At 44.1% G+C, this 17,236-nt stretch carries 16 protein-coding genes; 6 read left to right on the top strand and 10 right to left on the bottom strand.

Annotation, left to right across the window (positions count from 1 at the left end; all coding sequences use genetic code 11):
* Nucleotides 1-94 precede the first annotated feature (94 nt).
* From DFP77_RS16510 to DFP77_RS16490, 5 genes are read right to left on the bottom strand one after another with little or no spacing between them, the layout of a single operon-like run.
* Nucleotides 95-367: a DUF2160 domain-containing protein gene (locus DFP77_RS16510; protein ID WP_114413327.1), complete on the bottom strand. Its 273-nt coding sequence runs from the start codon at nucleotides 365-367 to the stop codon at nucleotides 95-97.
* An 11-nt stretch (nucleotides 368-378) separates the two neighbouring features.
* Nucleotides 379-1,272, bottom strand: a complete 894-nt coding sequence (locus DFP77_RS16505) for a carbohydrate ABC transporter permease (protein WP_258861199.1) — start codon at nucleotides 1,270-1,272, stop codon at nucleotides 379-381.
* Nucleotides 1,273-1,281: 9 nt separating this feature from the next.
* Nucleotides 1,282-2,151 carry a carbohydrate ABC transporter permease gene (locus DFP77_RS16500; RefSeq protein WP_114413326.1) on the bottom strand — a complete coding sequence of 290 codons (870 nt, stop codon included), beginning with the start codon at nucleotides 2,149-2,151 and terminating at the stop codon, nucleotides 1,282-1,284.
* On the bottom strand, nucleotides 2,141-3,295 hold the full coding sequence (locus DFP77_RS16495; protein WP_114413325.1) for an ABC transporter ATP-binding protein: 1,155 nt from the start codon (nucleotides 3,293-3,295) through the stop codon (nucleotides 2,141-2,143). Before DFP77_RS16495 ends, DFP77_RS16500 begins: the two co-directional genes overlap by 11 nt.
* Before the next feature lie 2 nt (nucleotides 3,296-3,297).
* On the bottom strand, nucleotides 3,298-4,386 hold the full coding sequence (locus DFP77_RS16490) for an ABC transporter ATP-binding protein (protein WP_114413324.1): 1,089 nt from the start codon (nucleotides 4,384-4,386) through the stop codon (nucleotides 3,298-3,300).
* A 318-nt stretch (nucleotides 4,387-4,704) separates the two neighbouring features.
* On the opposite strand from DFP77_RS16490, the gene DFP77_RS16485 reads away from it, so the two are divergent.
* Nucleotides 4,705-6,717, top strand: coding sequence for a sigma-54-dependent Fis family transcriptional regulator (locus tag DFP77_RS16485; protein ID WP_114413323.1), 2,013 nt, complete (start codon nucleotides 4,705-4,707; stop codon nucleotides 6,715-6,717).
* Between the two features lie 54 nt (nucleotides 6,718-6,771).
* Here DFP77_RS16485 and DFP77_RS16480 read toward each other — a convergent pair whose 3' ends face one another.
* A complete protein-coding gene (locus DFP77_RS16480; RefSeq protein WP_114413322.1) occupies nucleotides 6,772-7,173 on the bottom strand; it encodes a RidA family protein in 402 nt (133 codons plus the stop codon).
* 100 nt (nucleotides 7,174-7,273) lie between these two features.
* Nucleotides 7,274-8,161, bottom strand: coding sequence for a LysR family transcriptional regulator (locus tag DFP77_RS16475; RefSeq protein ID WP_114413321.1), 888 nt, complete (start codon nucleotides 8,159-8,161; stop codon nucleotides 7,274-7,276).
* 100 nt (nucleotides 8,162-8,261) lie between these two features.
* Between DFP77_RS16475 and DFP77_RS16470 the strand changes: the two genes are divergently transcribed.
* The 3 genes from DFP77_RS16470 to DFP77_RS16460 all read left to right on the top strand — a co-directional run bounded on the left by DFP77_RS16470 (nucleotide 8,262) and on the right by DFP77_RS16460 (nucleotide 11,162).
* Nucleotides 8,262-8,789, top strand: coding sequence for a DUF7482 domain-containing protein (locus tag DFP77_RS16470; protein WP_114413320.1), 528 nt, complete (start codon nucleotides 8,262-8,264; stop codon nucleotides 8,787-8,789).
* Nucleotides 8,790-9,061: 272 nt separating this feature from the next.
* Nucleotides 9,062-10,036 (top strand): DUF1852 domain-containing protein, encoded by a 975-nt coding sequence (locus DFP77_RS16465; protein ID WP_114413319.1) that lies wholly within the window; start codon nucleotides 9,062-9,064, stop codon nucleotides 10,034-10,036.
* 58 nt (nucleotides 10,037-10,094) lie between these two features.
* A complete protein-coding gene (locus DFP77_RS16460) occupies nucleotides 10,095-11,162 on the top strand; it encodes a methionine synthase (RefSeq protein ID WP_114413318.1) in 1,068 nt (355 codons plus the stop codon).
* A gap of 102 nt (nucleotides 11,163-11,264) precedes the next feature.
* On the opposite strand, the gene DFP77_RS16455 is transcribed toward DFP77_RS16460, so the two are convergent.
* The gene (locus tag DFP77_RS16455) at nucleotides 11,265-12,203 is read right to left on the bottom strand and encodes an AraC family transcriptional regulator (RefSeq protein WP_114413317.1); all 939 of its coding nucleotides are present in this window, start codon (nucleotides 12,201-12,203) and stop codon (nucleotides 11,265-11,267) included.
* A 95-nt stretch (nucleotides 12,204-12,298) separates the two neighbouring features.
* On the opposite strand from DFP77_RS16455, the gene DFP77_RS16450 reads away from it, so the two are divergent.
* The gene (locus DFP77_RS16450) at nucleotides 12,299-13,249 is read left to right on the top strand and encodes an alpha/beta hydrolase family protein (RefSeq protein WP_114413316.1); all 951 of its coding nucleotides are present in this window, start codon (nucleotides 12,299-12,301) and stop codon (nucleotides 13,247-13,249) included.
* Between the two features lie 122 nt (nucleotides 13,250-13,371).
* On the opposite strand, the gene DFP77_RS16445 is transcribed toward DFP77_RS16450, so the two are convergent.
* Nucleotides 13,372-14,421 (bottom strand): peptidase M42, encoded by a 1,050-nt coding sequence (locus DFP77_RS16445; RefSeq protein WP_114413315.1) that lies wholly within the window; start codon nucleotides 14,419-14,421, stop codon nucleotides 13,372-13,374.
* A 174-nt stretch (nucleotides 14,422-14,595) separates the two neighbouring features.
* On the opposite strand from DFP77_RS16445, the gene DFP77_RS19990 reads away from it, so the two are divergent.
* Nucleotides 14,596-15,912, top strand: a complete 1,317-nt coding sequence (locus tag DFP77_RS19990) for a methyl-accepting chemotaxis protein (RefSeq protein ID WP_114413314.1) — start codon at nucleotides 14,596-14,598, stop codon at nucleotides 15,910-15,912.
* A gap of 83 nt (nucleotides 15,913-15,995) precedes the next feature.
* Here DFP77_RS19990 and DFP77_RS16435 read toward each other — a convergent pair whose 3' ends face one another.
* Complete coding sequence (locus tag DFP77_RS16435) at nucleotides 15,996-17,114, bottom strand: PA0069 family radical SAM protein (RefSeq protein WP_114413313.1); 1,119 nt, start codon at nucleotides 17,112-17,114, stop codon at nucleotides 15,996-15,998.
* Nucleotides 17,115-17,236: the final 122 nt, after the last annotated feature.

Genomic DNA, 17,236 nt, shown 5'->3' with positions numbered 1-17,236 from the left:
CAACTAAGTTTGGTTTTTCTTTTAGGTTTTTAGGTTTGGCTTCCGTGCCTGTCGTACTAGAGAGTCCATCAGTTCGTACTGAGAGAGACGCTGACTAGCCCCAACGCATCAGGATGATCATCCAAAATGCGCATAGGACGGTTGCCACCGCGATGTTCACATCCGTTAACGCAACGAATACCAGGTGGATAAAAGCACTGCTAAGCAGGCCAATGAATAAGCGATCACCGCGCGTGGTTGCCAGTGGCAAAAAGCCACGGCGTTCTACACAAGGTGAGATCAGTTGCCATGTGGTCATACCGACCAAGATCACAGCAATGCCGATAAAAAACAGGGCAGTAGGTAATGTCCAAGACATCCAAGCCATAATAATTCTCCTTACACTCGACCAAGGGCAAAGCCCTTCGCCACATGGTTACGAACGAAGTAAATGACCAGCATTCCAGGAATAATTGTTAGTACGCCAGCGGCCGCGAGCAGTCCCCAATCCATCCCTGAAGCCGAGACGGTTCGCGTCATAATAGCCGCGATAGGTTTTGCATCGACGGACGTTAAGGTTCGTGCCAATAGCAACTCTACCCAAGAGAACATGAAGCAGAAGAATGCCGTTACACCGATACCTGAGCGAATCAAGGGAATGAAGATGCGCACGAAAAATTTTGGAAACGAGTAGCCATCGATATATGCCGTCTCGTCTATTTCACGCGGCACGCCACTCATAAAACCTTCTAGAATCCATACCGCTAATGGCACAGTGAAAATACAGTGTGCTAGCGCCACGGCAATATGGGTATCGAACAAACCCACTGACGAATACAGCTGGAAGAACGGTAGTAAGAACACGGCTGGTGGCGCCATACGGTTAGAGAGCAACCAGAAGAACATGTGCTTATCACCAATGAACTTATAGCGGCTAAAGGCATACGCAGCAGGTAAGGCAACCAGTAGACTGATGACCATATTCATGGACACGTAAAAAATTGAGTTTACGTAACCCATGTACCACGTTGGGTCGCCAAATATCTTAGCGTAGTTCGCCAAAGTGAAATCTTCAGGGAAGAAAGATAAGCCGCTGAGAATTTCGGTATTGGTTTTAAATGACATGTTGATTAGCCAATAGATTGGCAGCAGTAACAGCACCAAATACAGCACCAAACCAAAGCGTCCACGAAGATGGGCATTACGCGTCTTACGCTCAGCTTTGCTGTAAACCGGGGCTTGTTCTTTGGTACCTGTATTGTGGCGCGTCATTGATGTTTTTAATTGCGTCATGATTCGCTCCTACTTGTCTTTTTGCATGTTCATGATGGTGGTGTAGAACACCCAACACACGAGCAAGATGATTAAGAAATACACCAGCGAGAAGGCTGCCGCAGGACCAAGGTCAAACTGGCCGATGGCTTGCTGTACTAAGGCTTGGCTCAAGAAGGTTGTGGAACTACCTGGACCGCCACCGGTAAGTACAAAAGGCTCGGTGTAAATCATGAAAGAATCCATAAAGCGCAATAACACACCAATAATCAGTACGTTAGTAAGCTTAGGCAGCTGGATGTAACGGAATACCGCCCAGCGAGACGCTTGGTCAATACGTGCAGCTTGATAATACACTTCAGGAATCGCTCGCAGGCCCGAGTAGCACAACAAGGCAACCAATGGCGTCCAGTGCCAAACGTCCATCAAGACAACGGTTAACCAAGCGTCGGTAGGATTAGAGGCATAGTTATAATCGACACCGATACCACTCATAAAAGCACCGAACAAGCCGATGTCAGCACGGCCGAAGATTTGCCAAATCGTACCGACCACGTTCCATGGAATCAGCAGGGGAATCGCAACCAAAATCAAAGCCAAAGAGGCACCACGACCTTTGGTTGGCATCATCAAGGCAACACAAATTCCCAATGGTACTTCAATGATAAGAATGGTGAATGAGTAGATAAACTGACGCAGCAGAGCTTCGTGTAAGCGGCTGTCTAGCATCACTTGTTTGAACCACTCTGTGCCGACGAAGTAGCGGGTATAAGGATCAAAAATATCCTGCACCGAATAGTTCACTACCGTCATCAATGGAATGATGGCAGAGAAAGCAACGATGAGGAAAACGGGCATAACAAGGAACCATGCCTTGTTGTTCTCGACTTTAGTTTGCATGGTCGGTCTCCTTATTCTGATCTGCTGTGTCTGCTTGACCGTCTACATCAACCAGATATTCGTTCACATAGACCTTGGTCCACTGTTCCGGAAAGCTCACATAGATTTGTCCGGATGGGACTTTTTGATCTTCGCTTAAACGGGCTTTCATCATTTTTCCATGAAACATGAAAGACAAAATCTTGTAGGTACCAAGGTCTTCTACGTAATCTACGTCGACAGAAAAGGCGTCGTCGTTTTTACCATCCCACACATGGACAAATTCAGGACGAATGCCCAAAGTGACCTTGTTGGCTCCCATGGCTTTTAAACGCGTTAACATGGCCTCGCTGACGGAGATTTTATGATCGCCAAACATTAGCGCTGCTTTTTCGTCTTGGCTTTTGAGTTCTGCCTCAAAAAAGTTCATACCTGGGCTGCCAATAAAGTAGCCAACAAAAGTATGTGCAGGTTTTTCGAATAACTCTCGTGGCGTGCCGAACTGGACGATTTGCCCGTTGTACATGACGGCAATTTTGTCAGCGAAGGTGGAGGCTTCTAGCTGATCGTGCGTCACATACACCATGGTGATATTGAACTGCTCATGGATCTGCTTGAGTTTGCGGCGCAATTTCCATTTCAGCTGAGGATCGATAACGGTAAGAGGCTCATCAAACAAAATTGCTGATACATCGTCACGTACTAAGCCACGCCCCATGGAGACTTTTTGTTTTTGATCCGCTGACAAACCTTTGGCTTTACGCTTTAGCTGGTCAGACAGTTCAAGAATTTCGGCAACTTCGTAGACTTTCGACTTCACCTTGTATTCTGGTACGCCAATATTGCGCAGTGGAAAGGCCAAGTTATCAAACACCGTCATGGTGTCGTACACCACTGGGAATTGGAAAACCTGCGCGATATTGCGCTCTTCGGGTTTTAATTCGTTTACGCGTTTGCCGTCAAATAATACCTCCCCGTTAGAAGGTTTTAGCAGGCCCGAAATAATATTCAGTAGTGTGGATTTACCGCAGCCAGATGGGCCAAGTAGGGCAAAGGCTCCGCCTTGTTCCCAAACGTGAGACATTTCGCGGATGGCGTAGTCTTCTGGCTTGGTTGGATTATCGGTATAAGTATGCGCTAAGGCATTTAAGGTAATAGAAGCCATGATTATTGATCCCTCATTCGTGCTGGGGAATGCACCATCTTGCCTTGAGCGTCAAAGGCGTACAGCTTGTGCGTCGGGAAATAGACTTTAATTTCTTGATCCACTTGGTAAGCGTGAACCCCAGATAAATGCAGTACTAAATCAAAATGGGGGTTGTGAACATGCAAGAAGGTTTCTGATCCACTGATCTCCGCCAAATCAACTCGGACAGGCAACTCTAAATCATCGTCAGAGTGTGGCACCAAACCTATGTGCGAAGCGCGCACACCAAATTGATATTCACCAGGAGTCAGGCGGCGCAAATCGCTGTTCAAACGGAAATGGACAGTGTCGTCGAAAGTGACTTCTTCTTCGCTGACGCGACCAGGAACCACGTTGATTGGTGGTTCAGAGAACATCTCTGCAGTGATAATGTCTTTTGGCTGGTGATAAACCTCAGCAGTTGGCCCCATTTGCAGCAAACGACCTTCGTTTAAAACAGCGGTGTTGCCACCCAGAGCCAAGGCTTCGTTCGGTTCGGTTGTGGCGTAAATAGCGATACAGTTACGGGCTTTGAACAAGGCGCGTAATTCTTGGCGTAGCTCTTCGCGTAATTTGTAATCGAGGTTAACCAGAGGTTCATCGAATAAGATAATTTGCGAGTCTTTCACCAAGGCTCTCGCCATAGCGGTACGCTGTTGCTGGCCACCGGAAAGTTGCAGTGGCAAACGATCAAGGAAAGGATCGATGCGAAGCATTTCTGCGGTTTCACGTACACGGCGGTCGACTTCTTTTTCATCCATCTTTGCCAAGCGAAGTGGCGACGCGATGTTTTCGTAAACCGTAAGATTGGGGTAATTGATGAACTGTTGGTACACCATGGAAATGTTGCGTTCGCGAACAGGCACACCTGTTACGTCCACTCCATTCATGAGGATTTTTCCTTTGGTAGGTCGATCAAGACCCGCCATGAGGCGCATTAGCGTCGTTTTACCGGACAGAGTGCGTCCAAGTAGAACGTTGAAAGAGCCGGGTTCGAGAGATAAATTTACATCATCGATCCACGTCTCGCCTTCAACAACGCGCGATACATTCTGCAGCGTCAGAGACATTGTAAGTACCTTTTTTGTTGTTATTGTTTTCTTGTGTGAACATCTTGTGTCTTTCGCAAGGCTCAAAAATGAACGCAAAGTAATTTTGTCTGTATGTTGTAAATACTTACAAAAGCCGTGCCAAAAATATTTCTATACTTCTGGTAAGATATAACTCATTGAAAAATATTGGTTTTATTGTGATTTTTAGTTGGGTTTGGTGGTTTTCACTTTCGAAAAAGGACTGTTCACGAGTGTTCAAAGTGTTTACAGTCTGCCAACTACAGTGAACATTTCATGCACACTCCGAGGGATCTCCTTGAGGTGTTGGAGTAGGAAATGCAAGACGAAGAAGAACAAAAACAACAACAAAGTGCTGCCGTATCTGCCGTCATAGACTCTGGATCGGAAACGAATTTGACGCAAACTCACAAAGAGCGAATTCAAGCGTCTTGGTATCGTTGCGAGCAATTTGGCTTGGATCACAGCAGTCGACCCGATTTCGCGACCTTGCCAAAAGGTTCGTTAACAGATCTGATAGATCAGCATCGTAGCTTGCTCGAAACCACAGAAAACGAAGTGTTGCCGTATTACGAAAATATTCTGAGCAATTCGGCGTGTATGATCGTTTTGGCGGACCGCCAAGGTCATGTACTGAATACTTGGGGGCAACCGCGTTTTGGCAGTGCTGCACAGCATGGTTTGGTAGGCGGGAACCAATGGACCGAAATGGGGGTTGGCACCAATGCGATTGGTACCGCTCTGATTACTGGCGAAGCTATTCAAGTGGGTCGAGATGAACACTTCTTACGTGCTAATCGTTTTATGGTTGGCTCGGCATCGCCTATCTACAACACCAAAAACGATTTGGTTGGTGTGTTGGACATCTCATCAGACGCGTATCTGCCTCAAGATCATACTTTTGGCATGGTCAAACTCATGTCGTTGAGTGTGGAGAACCGCCTGATATTTTCCGCCTTTCAACAAGAGCATTTCATTCTTAGTTTTAATACCAATGTGGTCAGTTTAGACAGTCATTGGTCTGGTATTTTGGTGCTGGATGAAAACGGTACGATTGTCTCTGCTAACCGTCGTGCAGAAGTGGTTCTCGCTCAGGACTTGGCGTTGCTCAACATTAATCAAATATTTGATATCGAAATGCGTGAGATCAAACATCATCCTTTTAGTTTGCCGATGAAGTTGATTGCCATGGGGCGCTATCAGTTTTACGTTAAAGTGATTCCTCCCGTACAGCAAATCATGCGCATACCAGACTTTCGTCAGCGAGCAGATTATGTTGCACCATCACAGCCAGAAGCCATTGTTATGAATGAAAAAAATCCACCAGTTGAAAAGGTGAAGAAGCCGGAAGAACTGTCGTTTAAAGCGATTCCAGATAACGTCATTCCACTGGCTGAATTACAACATGGCGACGATCGAGTCGAGCGTTTAGTGCGCCAAGCTCATAAGATTATGGAAAAAGATATTCCTATCTTGATTCATGGTGAAACGGGCGCTGGTAAAGAGATATTTGTACGCAGTTTGCACTATCACAGCTCTCGTGCCAAAGAGATGTTAGTGGCGGTAAATTGTGCTGCCATTCCTGCTGAATTGGTAGAGTCTGAACTTTTTGGTTATGAAAAAGGCGCTTTTACTGGTGCGCAAAATCGAGGCTCAATAGGTCTGATTCGTCGCGCGCATCACGGCACATTATTTCTCGATGAAATTGGTGAAATGCCCATGGCTGTGCAGTCGCGTTTGTTGCGGGTTTTGCAAGAAAGAGTGGTCACGCCATTGGGTTCTACTGAAGCCTTTCCGGTGGACATTAAACTGATTTCCGCCACCAATCGAATCTTAAAAGAAGAAGTGAAAGAAGGGCGTTTTCGCCAAGATTTATACTATCGAATTTCAGGTTTGAACATCGAACTACCCGCTTTGCGTGAGCGCACTGACAAAGCGGCATTGATCAAATACCTTCATGAGCGTTTACGCAAAGAAGAACCAGGCCCAGCTTTGTCGCAAGCTATGTTGGACTTACTGGTGACGCATCCATGGCCGGGTAACATGCGCCAACTTGCTCATGTATTAAAAGTCGGCATGGCAATGGCCGATGAGGAAGAGCTAGAAGAATGGCATTTACCTGATGATTTCTTTGATGACCTCGATGCCATGGGACAAGTTGATGATTCAACATCATCAAAGGCGGCCAGTGAACAAGATGAACCGTTAGAAGACTTGATACCTAGGCTGTTAAATGAATTCAAAGGCAATGTCTCGCAAACCGCCAAAACCGCTGGTGTGAGCCGCAATACGGTTTATAAATATGCGAAGCCTAAAGAAAGTGATGCCTAAGCTGACAATGTCATCCCTGTTTTAACCTCTGTGGTTAAAACAGGGATCGGTATACTATCTAGCCACTTTTGCGACAGCTTCAATTTCAATTAAAATCTCTGGGGAAGCTAAAGAGGCAACGCCAATCCCCGTTAATGCAGGGCGTGAGGTACCTAGTGTGCTGGCGATAATAGGGACGATGTCTTCCATATGGTCTGCAACCTCACCACGCACATAGACTCGTAGCTGCAGGATATTTTCGACTGAGGAATTTGCCTCTTCTAGCACCGTGATTAAGTGTTTTGCTGCATTGGCAGTTTGCGTTTTCATGTCGTGATTATGAGTTTGAAAATCGGTGTCCCAGTCGACTTGCCCTGAAATAAAAACCAATCCCGTATCGTTATCTACCGTGGCTTGTGACATACCCGTTGCTGCACCATCATACAAGGATAGTGGATTAATGCGTTTAATGGACATAAAGACCTCTACATAGTGTTTAAAGTGACGCTAGGGTAGAGGTGAGTGGGGCGTTTGGCGATAAAGCTAAGCTTGTTGCTCATACAAGCGAAGATCATTTTTAATGAGCAAACTTCTTCTGGATGCTATCCAGTAACCAGCTAATTAATGGGTCATGTTTTGCGTTTGGGTGATAGGCAGCTACGACTTGATAACCTGGTGGGTATTTTTCTAATGGAAGCTCAACTAGTCCTTCGTAAGGTAATAGTCTCGAAGGAATGAATCCCACCATGTTTGACTGTTTTAAGGTTTCTTTCGCCATATGAAAGGAAGGGGCAGATACGGCAACATGACGTGGAAAACCTTGTTGTTCAAACCAAGTATCAGCAGAGCCTATAAAGCTGCCAACGCCAGGTGAAACAATGACAAAGTCGTATGTGGTTAATTGTTCTAGTGATAGGCCATGAGTGCGTTCAATGGATTTCTTCGCTGTTACGCATAGGTATTTTTCGGTAAATAACGGCGTTGAAATCAATCCTTCGGGAGCATAGGCGCTGGTCGTAAAAACAATATCTATTGAGCCTTGATGGATTTTTTTGGTTAGGTTGGCGTGTTCGATATTGGTAACGATCACTTTAACTTTAGGAGCGTACTGTCTAAGCTCTCTAATTAGCTCGGTGACGATCACTTCTTGGGTGTAGTCTGTTGCACAGATAACCAGTGTTCTTTCTACTTCCTGTGGTGCAAACGCTTTTGCCAGAGGGATGCTATTTATGTGGGTTAATATTTTTTCGATGTGTTGCTCTATCTCTTTGGCGTAGGGTGTTGGAATCACTCCATGGCCTGTTCTAACAAAGAGTTGATCACCAAGAATGCTTCTTATTTTTTTAAGTTGAAGACTGACTGCCTGTTGAGAAACACTGAGATGTTCTGCCGCTGCTGAAATATTGCCGAACTGATAAAGAGCGCTTAATGTTCTAAGATGATTTATTTCAAGTTTATCTATCATGCGCGTTTCGTTGGCTTAAATGAGGCATAGCTGTTAATAATAGTCGTTAAATGACCGTTTTCAATGCTCTTTCTATTTGAATTACTCTGGGGTGAATGGCATGTTGCGTCAATGTTTCTTAGGGATTATCTGTGTTTTTTTATTAGCTTCTTGCAGTTCTCATTCTATTCAAGATGAACAAAGTCGGCAGGCTAGTGTTAGTCTGCCTTTGTTGCACGGCTGGCACGAAGGCAAAGAGGTGCTCTACATAACAACCGATGTGTCAGATCCAGCGGTGGCCAAAGCCAAAAATGCCAATTATGCGCCTCGGTTACGTGATGCTGTGCCGAATTACCCGAAACTACCTCAAGTGAAAACTGTGCTAGAGCGTGTGTATGCGTTTCCGAATCAAGAGCAAGCTTGGAGCGTATTTGCGTCGGTTCCAGAGCCATTAGGCTATGAAAGCCAAGACACTCATTACTCGCCACTTTGGTTGATGTACGTCGTGGTATGGAAAGATCCAAGCAAGGCAACAGAATTGACATCTGAAGAAGCGATTTTTGCGGCAGAAGATCACGGTTTGGTTACCATCGAACGAACCGATATCGTGCTTAATTGTCCGGTCATTCCGTTTTCTCTTGTTGAATAGCACCCGAGAATATAACGCCCTACTTGGGGCGTTCTTGTCTTTGAATATCCTATCCTAGTCGTTACTTACCACTCCCAATCCTGAGTCTCATCTATCTTATTAAATGAATTAAATTCAATTAATATAAATTTAATTCATTTTTATTCATGATTATGATTGCGTATAAATGTACTCATAGAGTCATTAGACAGATCGCCAATAATCAAAAACTGGCAAGTGAGAACAAGGAAGAGATCCTTATTTCACTTCAGAAAATAGGATACGAGGTCACCATGAGCAACGATTTTATCTTTACTATTAAGCGTATTTGCTTCGATGAAAACTACCGCCCTGCAGACAATACACGCATCACAACGAACTTTGCGAACTTGGCTAGAGGAGAGAGACGACAAGAAAATCTTCGTGACGCATTGAGGATGATTAACAACCGTTTTAATGCGCTGGCGCATTGGGATAATACAGAGGGAAATCGTTACTCTGTTGAACTTGAAATCATTTCGGTTGATGTTGATATTGAAGGAAAGGGCCAGTCCTTTCCAACCATTGAAATCTTAAAGACGAATATTTTTGATCATCACACTGAGCAGCGTATCGAAGGCATTGTAGGAAACAATTTCTCTTCTTATGTGCGTGATTATGACTTCAGCGTCTTGCTGCCAAACCACAACAAAGACCAAGCTGAATTTAGTATTCCTGATAACTTCGGTGAGTTACATGGAAAGCTCTTTAAAAGTTTTGTGACGTCGGACAGCTTCAAGGAAAGTTTTACTAAGCCACCTGTTATTTGTCTGAGTGTTTCAGACAATAAAACGTACCAGCGTACAGGAAATCAGCACCCAGTTCTGGGGGTAGAATATCAACCAAATGGCACCTCTTTGACCGAGCAATACTTTCAGAAAATGGGCTTACAGGTTCGATACTTTATGCCTGCCAACAGCGCTGCGCCATTGGCTTTTTATTTTGTGGGTGACTTGCTTAACGACTACACCAACCTTGAGCTTATTGGCACCATCAGCACGATGGAGACCTTCCAGAAAATCTACCGGCCAGAAATTTACAACGCCAACGCGGTTGCTGGAAAGAGCTATCAACCTAACTTAAAAAACCTCGATCATTCTTTAACGCAAATTGTTTATGACCGTGAAGAACGCAGTCAGTTGGCGAGTGAACAAGGCAAATTTGCTGAGCAGAATTTTATAAAGCCATATCAAAAGGTACTTGAGCAGTGGTCTGCTAATTGCGCATAAACGCGACCCTTAATGGTTATTTTTCAAACATTACATTTAATAAACGGCATTCTTTATTATGAAAACAGATATTGAAAAAACAGTTGCTAACAACACACTGCTACCGACTTCAACAGCAGGCAGCTTACCGAAGCCCACATGGCTTGCAGAGCCAGAAACCCTTTGGTCCCCTTGGAAATTGGAGGGTGATCAATTAGTTGACGGCAAACAGGATGCACTGCGTATCTCGCTTCAAGAGCAACAGCAAGCGGGCATTGATATTGTCAGTGACGGTGAACAAACGCGCCAACACTTTGTTACCACTTTTATTGAGCATCTTAGCGGCGTTGATTTTGAGAACCGTCAGACAGTAAGAATTCGTGATCGCTATGACGCGAGCGTACCTACTGTCGTTGGTCCTGTTAGTCGTATCAAGCCAGTGTTTGTTGAAGATGCTAAATTTTTGCGTCAGCAAACTAAGCAGCCGATTAAATGGGCGCTGCCAGGCCCAATGACCATGATTGATACGCTTTACGATGATCATTATAAAAGCCGAGAAAAGCTCGCATGGGAATTTGCCAAAATCCTTAATCAAGAAGCCAAAGAGTTAGAAGCGGCTGGTGTGGATATCATCCAATTTGATGAGCCCGCGTTTAATGTGTTTTTTGATGATGTGAACGATTGGGGCATCGCAACGTTAGAAAGAGCTATTGAAGGCCTCAAATGCGAAACCGCAGTACATATTTGTTATGGCTACGGCATTAAAGCCAATACGGATTGGAAAAAGACGCTTGGGTCTGAATGGCGACAATATGAAGAAGCCTTCCCTAAGCTGCAACAATCCAGCATCGATATTATTTCGCTTGAATGCCATAACTCGCATGTGCCCATGGAGTTGCTTGAGCTGATTCGCGGTAAGAAAGTCATGGTTGGCGCAATCGACGTAGCAAATCATGCCATTGAGACACCAGAAGAAGTGGCCAATACTTTGCGCAAAGCATTGCAGTTTGTCGATGCAGACAAGCTCTACCCTTGTACTAACTGTGGCATGGCTCCGCTGCCTCATGCTGTGGCAAGAAGCAAACTACATGCCTTGAATGCTGGCGCAGACATTATTCGAAAAGAGCTGGCTTTGTTGTCGAATTAATTGGCCTCAATCGTAAAAATCCCGTTTGAATTGACATATCGAAACGGGATTTTCTTGGCTTTCTAAATCTGCTTTTTTAAATAAGTGTAACTAAAGCTCGTTTTACTCTGACACAAACTCGATGTTACTGGCTCTAACTGCAAGGTTATTTTCAAGCAAAAATTTCGACGGAGGTTGACCAGTATGTTTGCTAAAAGCAGAGCTAAACGCACTGGCAGATTGGTAACCTATCCTTTCGGCAATAGTGGCCATAGTATACTTTTGGCGCCTTAAAAGATCTTTCGCAATCGCCATACGCCATGCAATGACATATTCCATTGGTGTACAACCCACAGCTTTGCTAAAGCGTTGAAAAAAAGCGGAGCGGGACAATGAGGCCTCCTTTGCTAATTCATCGATCGTCCATGATTGACTCACATCTTGATGAATTTTTCGGATCGCAATGGCAAGCCGTTCATCGGCTAAACCGACTAACAAACCAGGAACCTCTGGCGTGTCCATCTTCGTTCTAAAAGCTTCAATCAGCAGAATTTCTAATAATCGAGCCAATACAGAATCACGGCCGGGGCGTTGCGCCAAGGATTCCTCAATAACAAGCTCTACCAGCGTGGTGAGTCTTTTTGCTTCGCGCAGGTGAACAAGTTTCGGAAGAAGCGATACCAGTATTTTTGAATCTGGCGCCTCAAATTGACAATGGCCAATAAGTAAATGCGCATTCAACTCTTGCTCTGCTTCACCTACAAAATAGGTACTAGCAGCCGTTTTAATGGGCACAGTATCGGCTTCTGTCAGTGCTAGAGGATGACTGCTGGCTACCGTAAAAGCATGTGCTTCAGGAACAAGGACAAAATCGCCAGCGGTTAGATAAATCGATTCTTCGCCTTTTAATGTGAACTCGCAATTTCCCTCTAGCACAACACAATAGAACGGATTACCGATTTCTTCGCGTCTAATACGCCACTTGCCTGCGGCATGGACTACCTTGGAAAAAGCGGCTTTTGGTTGCAATAGGGTCACAATACTCGAAAGAGGATCTATCATTTAAATACTATTGGTAATGTTATGTGGATTTTTCATTATATATTGTACATGCACCTTTAGATAGAGTTAACACCTCAATCGCTTAAGGAGCTTTTATGAATAATCTCGTTACCGAATCTAAGAATATCCCAGAGTCTAATCGTCAACTTACTCTGTCGATTAGCCCGATTGCCCTAACCATTGAAGGTCGTGAAACACCGCTTGAGCTCAGAATTACCCTGCCAGTAAGTGGCGAGGATATTCCAATTATCTTACTTTCTCATGGTCATGGTCCATCGTCGTACCTGCCTTCTAAAGATGGTTACGCCCCACTGGTAAACTATTACGCTGAGCAAGGTTTTGCCGTTATTCAACCTACTCATGCAAGTTCAAGAGTGGGTGGTCTCGACAATACTCACCCAGATGCGCCACTTTTTCTCAATGAAAGAGTGCTTGAAATGAAAACTATTTTAGACAGTTTGGCGCAAATTGAGCGTGATATAGTTAGTCTTTCTGGCCGATTAGATAAAGAGCGTATCGCGATCGTAGGGCACTCTGCAGGGGCGATGACAGCGGCCATGTTAATGGGCATGACGTTACCACATATAAGCAGCGTATTAGATCAGCGTATCAAAGTGGGAGTTCTATTAGCGGCTGTGGGCAAAGGAGGAGATGATTTAATTGAATCAGCAAGAGAAAGGTTCCCTGAAATTAATCCAAATTATTCATCAATGACCACAAAAAACTTAGTAGTGTATGGTGATCAAGACCTTAGTCCGCACTTCACAACTCGTAACGCAGACTGGCATGCCGATCCATATCACATTGCTCCGGGCAGCGATTTTTTGCTGACGTTAATGGGCGGCAAACATGGCCTAGGTGGTATTGCCGGTTATGACGCAAAAGAAACCGATGACGAAGATCCTGATCGTCTCGCCATTACTCAAAAAATGACAGCAGCGTATTTAAAATCAGCTTTATATGAGGATGACAATGCATGGGAGCAAGCTTGTGAAGCTCTGCAAGCTTTTGCCAGTAAACAGGCTTACGTGGAAAGTAAACACTGAACGCTATGAAGCTTAAGACTCCAATAACCTAGAGATTCATTTTTGGGTAGATAAAAAAAACCGTTTCGAATTTAAAAGTCGAAACGGGGTTTTTATGTATTGCTAGTCAAAATTAATAAAGGCTAAATATTTGATACAACTTTTAGCATATCCAGAAACGCATCCACGGATTCCACTGCTGCCGACTCATGCATTGTGTGGTAACCAATAGTTGGGATTTGAATCGTTGTGCCATCTACCAAGCCATTTGATGCGGCGATAATACGGCCAAGTTCGGTACTTCCAAGGGAGCTTGGTTGCAGGCCTTGCTCAGCTCGTTTGGCGTTTTCATTTTCTACGTAACGGTTTTTATATAAGTAACTGATGTTGTTTTTCTCGCACAGCTCTTCAAGAAGTTTTGTACTGTCTTTGTTGAATGTGGCGTTGGCGTCTTTTTCCCTAAGTACCAGAAGCTGCTCGTTAGCCGCATCAAGATTCGGGAACGGGCTAGTATCAACCACAAATAAACGGTTGGTTGAACCGCCAAAACGACGGAACCATTCTAGTAAATAGCGCCAGCTTTTTCCTGCTTCTTCCTGTGCTGTAAAAAAGGCGGTGCCTTTGAAACCATGATCAAAAAGATGCACCAAAGCTGCGGCTGAAATCACATTGTCGAGCTGACCTTCTAAGCGATTGTCGACTATGTGTAATTGGTCTTTAAAAGCGATTGGCGTACCTGCAACCACACCTTCTAACCCTTCGGTTTCGAAAATCAAGTTGTTACGGAATTCACAAACATAAGAGCTTTTAATGGTTCCTTTGCCACGATAAACCCCAGACCAAGGTTCGTAAGCGTAAATTTCTTCATGGTTGAAGCGCTCTGTGACCTTGGTCATGAGTTCTTCAGACACAGAGTTATTCAATAGATCTGTGCGGTTTGCCGAAACAAACGCCGCGTATTGGAATTCATTTGGTCCAGTACACACCAAACCGTGACGGTCTATATGCGCCGAAAACATAGTGCTAAACGGGTCGCTACCTTGGGCAACCAGCAAGCCTTCGTACCAAGTGACCTTTGCCCCTCGTTCTTCCAGTTCGCGTTGTAACACTCGGAAAAATGAATGCTCTGCACCAACCACACTGGGGGCGCGAATAAGCAGTTTGAGTAGGTCGATAAAGTCATCACTAGGCATGTAAACAAGGTCCAATAAAAGAGAGAGAAGAGTATCGGTTATAAACTGAATTGACAGATTTACATAATGTTTTTTTGTACGTCTATTGTATAAAATTTCGTTCTCTGCTTTATTGATTAAATTATGACAGGCCACCATTAAGGTTAGCTGAACTGAACTTAGGAAAGGAAATACATGTTTTTTTCTAATAGTAAACTTAAAGAAAAAATTGTTGGGTTAGAGAAAGAGCTATCCTCTTTCCATGAGACGGTAACGGATCTTAAAGAGGAAATGATATTTTTCTCTCTTGATTCCAGCGGCACTATCCTCGAGGTCAATCAGCTTTTTTTGACTGCTTGTGGGTATGAAAAAAGTGATATCGTCGGACGTAATATTAAAGAAATTATCCTTAAAAAATCATTAGCAAAAGAGCATTGTCAAAAGATGCTGTCCAGTATTAGTGAGAAGGATCACTGGCATGGTGCATTACAGCTGGTGACAAAAAGTGGCGAAGAGGCATGGTTTCGTTCAATTGTTCAGCCTAACAAACATTCTGAAAGTGGCTCAGTGACTTTGTCAGTCTATTCTACTGAGTTAACAAGCACTATTTCTCAAGCCAAAGAAACACAAGATATGTTGGCCGCTTTGAATCGTTCTTCAGCAGTAATCGAATTTAGTTTGGATGGTATTATTTTAGCTGCGAATGACAATTTCTTAAAAGGTATGGGCTACTCTAAAAAGCAAATTGTTGGCCAGCACCACAGAATGTTTTGTGAAACGCAAGAAGCAGAATCGCAAGAATATAAAAAGTTCTGGCAGCGCTTACGTTCAGGTGAGTTTGTTTCCGACCGCTTTAAGCGAATAGATAGTCACGGAAACACGGTATGGTTAGAAGCATCCTACAACCCAATACATGACGAAAGTGGCGATCTGTATAAAGTAGTTAAATTTGCGACGGTTATTACTGAGCAGATGAACCGTGAATTTGCGATCTCCGAAACTTCAGAAATTGCTTATGGCGTGTCTAAAAAAAATGTCTCAGATGCATTAACGGGTAAACAGGTAATTGAATCGACCATTAAGACAATGAACGAATTGTCTGGTCAGATGAGTACCGCAGGGCAAGGGATTTTTGAGCTAAATACACAGTCTACCAAGGTGTCAGAATTGGTTGAAAGTATTCGAGGCATCGCTGATCAGACTAACCTTCTTGCGCTGAATGCTGCAATTGAAGCTGCACGAGCGGGCGAACAAGGTCGTGGCTTTGCGGTTGTAGCCGATGAAGTGAGACAACTTGCTTCAAGAACCAGTTCGGCTACGGAAGAAATCATCAAGGTAGTTGGTGATAACAAAAAACTAACTGAGCAAGCCGTTTCTCTTATCGAAGGCAGTATGGAGAAAGCGCAAGTAGCGCTTAAATTGTCTAATGATGCGGGAGACGTAATGAACGATATAGAAATGGGGGCAAACCAAGTAGTGGATGCCGTCAGCCAGTTTAATAATAAGCTTTAGGCTTTATTTTAAATAACGAATGTTCTCTATAATCCTCTAAGATTTTGTTTCTTAGAGGATTTTTTGTATATAGGACAAGCGCTCTAAAATAACGCCATCTGATCACCTTCCTTTGGAGGAACGGCAAAATGACGGCAATCGAGATAACTGAGTCGGTTGTCGTCCAGCCCATATTTGCGTCGTGCGACATGAAAGCGTTGATTGATTAAATCCGCGAAGATACCTTCCCCCGTCATGCGTTTGCCAAATTGGCTGTTGTAGAGCTTGCCGCCGCGCATGTCCATAATACGCAGCAAAACATGCTCAGCACGGTCTGGGTAATGCTGGTGGAGCCAATCCGAAAACAAAGGCGCAACCTCGTGAGGCAAACGCAACATAATGTAATTGATGGATTGCGCGCCAACCTCTGCGCAAGCAGCGACGATTTCTTCTAACTCATTATCGTTGATAAAAGGAATCACTGGTGCGACAAGAACCGAAACCGGAATTCCAGCTTCACGTAAGGTTTTAATCACCTGTAAAAGTGTTTTTCCAGACGCTGTTCTGGGTTCTAAAATACGCTTTAAATCGTTATTGAGTGTTGTCACACTGACCGCCACATGAATCAGATTTTTCTCTGCCATCATCGTGAGTAAGTCAATGTCTCTTAGTATCAGTGTGCTCTTGGTGATCAGCGAAATGGGTTGATTGTGTGCCAAGGCGATTTCTAATAACCGACGAGTGATTTTCAGCTGTTTTTCTATCGGCTGATAAGCGTCGGTATTAATACCCAAAGCAATGGGTTCACAACGATAGTTTGGGTGAGCCAGTTCTTCTTCAAACAGAAATGCTGCATTAGTTTTGGCAATCAGTTTAGTTTCAAAATCCAACCCTGGCGACAAATCTAAATACGCATGAGTCGGGCGAGCAAAACAATATACGCAGCCATGTTCACAGCCTTTATAAGGGTTGACCGACATGCGAAAAGGAATATCAGGGGAGGAATTGCGACTAATGATGCTTTTGGCGCGTTCATGACGAACCTCCGTTTTGGGCGACGACTTTTCCAACAAGGCGATGGCTTCGTCGTTTTCATCTACTTCCACCAGCGTAATCGCAAAACGACCCGCCATATTATTGGCTGTGCCACGCCCCTTGATAGGGTTATTGAAAGGCGACGTATCGCCTTTTTGATTACTGTTATTAGAGAAGGAAGCAGACATAACAACACTCAATATACTGTGCATATATAAGGGCTATCCATTTAGAGCAACCAATGTCAATATATAGTGATGAACAAAAAATCTTCTTCACTCAAAGCGGGTATTGATTACCCTAAAAATTG

Origin of the sequence: Marinomonas foliarum, assembly GCF_003337275.1 — a bacterium.
Classification (GTDB): Bacteria; Pseudomonadota; Gammaproteobacteria; order Pseudomonadales; family Marinomonadaceae; genus Marinomonas; species Marinomonas foliarum.
Note: the sequence above shows the minus strand (reverse complement) of the source record. Positions and strands in the feature narration are given on the sequence as shown.

Excerpts from the sequence above, each read along its gene's own strand:
- DFP77_RS16505 (WP_258861199.1), bottom strand. The coding sequence starts at position 1,272 with ATGACGCAATTAAAAACATCAATGACGCGCCACAATACAGGTACCAAA.
- DFP77_RS16510 (WP_114413327.1), bottom strand. The coding sequence starts at position 367 with ATGGCTTGGATGTCTTGGACATTACCTACTGCCCTGTTTTTTATCGGC.
- DFP77_RS16465 (WP_114413319.1), top strand. The coding sequence starts at position 9,062 with ATGAGCAACGATTTTATCTTTACTATTAAGCGTATTTGCTTCGATGAA.
- DFP77_RS16490 (WP_114413324.1), bottom strand. The coding sequence starts at position 4,386 with ATGTCTCTGACGCTGCAGAATGTATCGCGCGTTGTTGAAGGCGAGACG.
- DFP77_RS16470 (WP_114413320.1), top strand. The coding sequence starts at position 8,262 with ATGTTGCGTCAATGTTTCTTAGGGATTATCTGTGTTTTTTTATTAGCT.
- DFP77_RS16450 (WP_114413316.1), top strand. The coding sequence starts at position 12,299 with ATGAATAATCTCGTTACCGAATCTAAGAATATCCCAGAGTCTAATCGT.
- DFP77_RS16445 (WP_114413315.1), bottom strand. The coding sequence starts at position 14,421 with ATGCCTAGTGATGACTTTATCGACCTACTCAAACTGCTTATTCGCGCC.
- DFP77_RS16500 (WP_114413326.1), bottom strand. The coding sequence starts at position 2,151 with ATGCAAACTAAAGTCGAGAACAACAAGGCATGGTTCCTTGTTATGCCC.
- DFP77_RS16455 (WP_114413317.1), bottom strand. The coding sequence starts at position 12,203 with ATGATAGATCCTCTTTCGAGTATTGTGACCCTATTGCAACCAAAAGCC.
- DFP77_RS16435 (WP_114413313.1), bottom strand. The coding sequence starts at position 17,114 with ATGTCTGCTTCCTTCTCTAATAACAGTAATCAAAAAGGCGATACGTCG.
- DFP77_RS16460 (WP_114413318.1), top strand. The coding sequence starts at position 10,095 with ATGAAAACAGATATTGAAAAAACAGTTGCTAACAACACACTGCTACCG.
- DFP77_RS16475 (WP_114413321.1), bottom strand. The coding sequence starts at position 8,161 with ATGATAGATAAACTTGAAATAAATCATCTTAGAACATTAAGCGCTCTT.
- DFP77_RS16495 (WP_114413325.1), bottom strand. The coding sequence starts at position 3,295 with ATGGCTTCTATTACCTTAAATGCCTTAGCGCATACTTATACCGATAAT.
- DFP77_RS16480 (WP_114413322.1), bottom strand. The coding sequence starts at position 7,173 with ATGTCCATTAAACGCATTAATCCACTATCCTTGTATGATGGTGCAGCA.
- DFP77_RS16485 (WP_114413323.1), top strand. The coding sequence starts at position 4,705 with ATGCAAGACGAAGAAGAACAAAAACAACAACAAAGTGCTGCCGTATCT.
- DFP77_RS19990 (WP_114413314.1), top strand. The coding sequence starts at position 14,596 with ATGTTTTTTTCTAATAGTAAACTTAAAGAAAAAATTGTTGGGTTAGAG.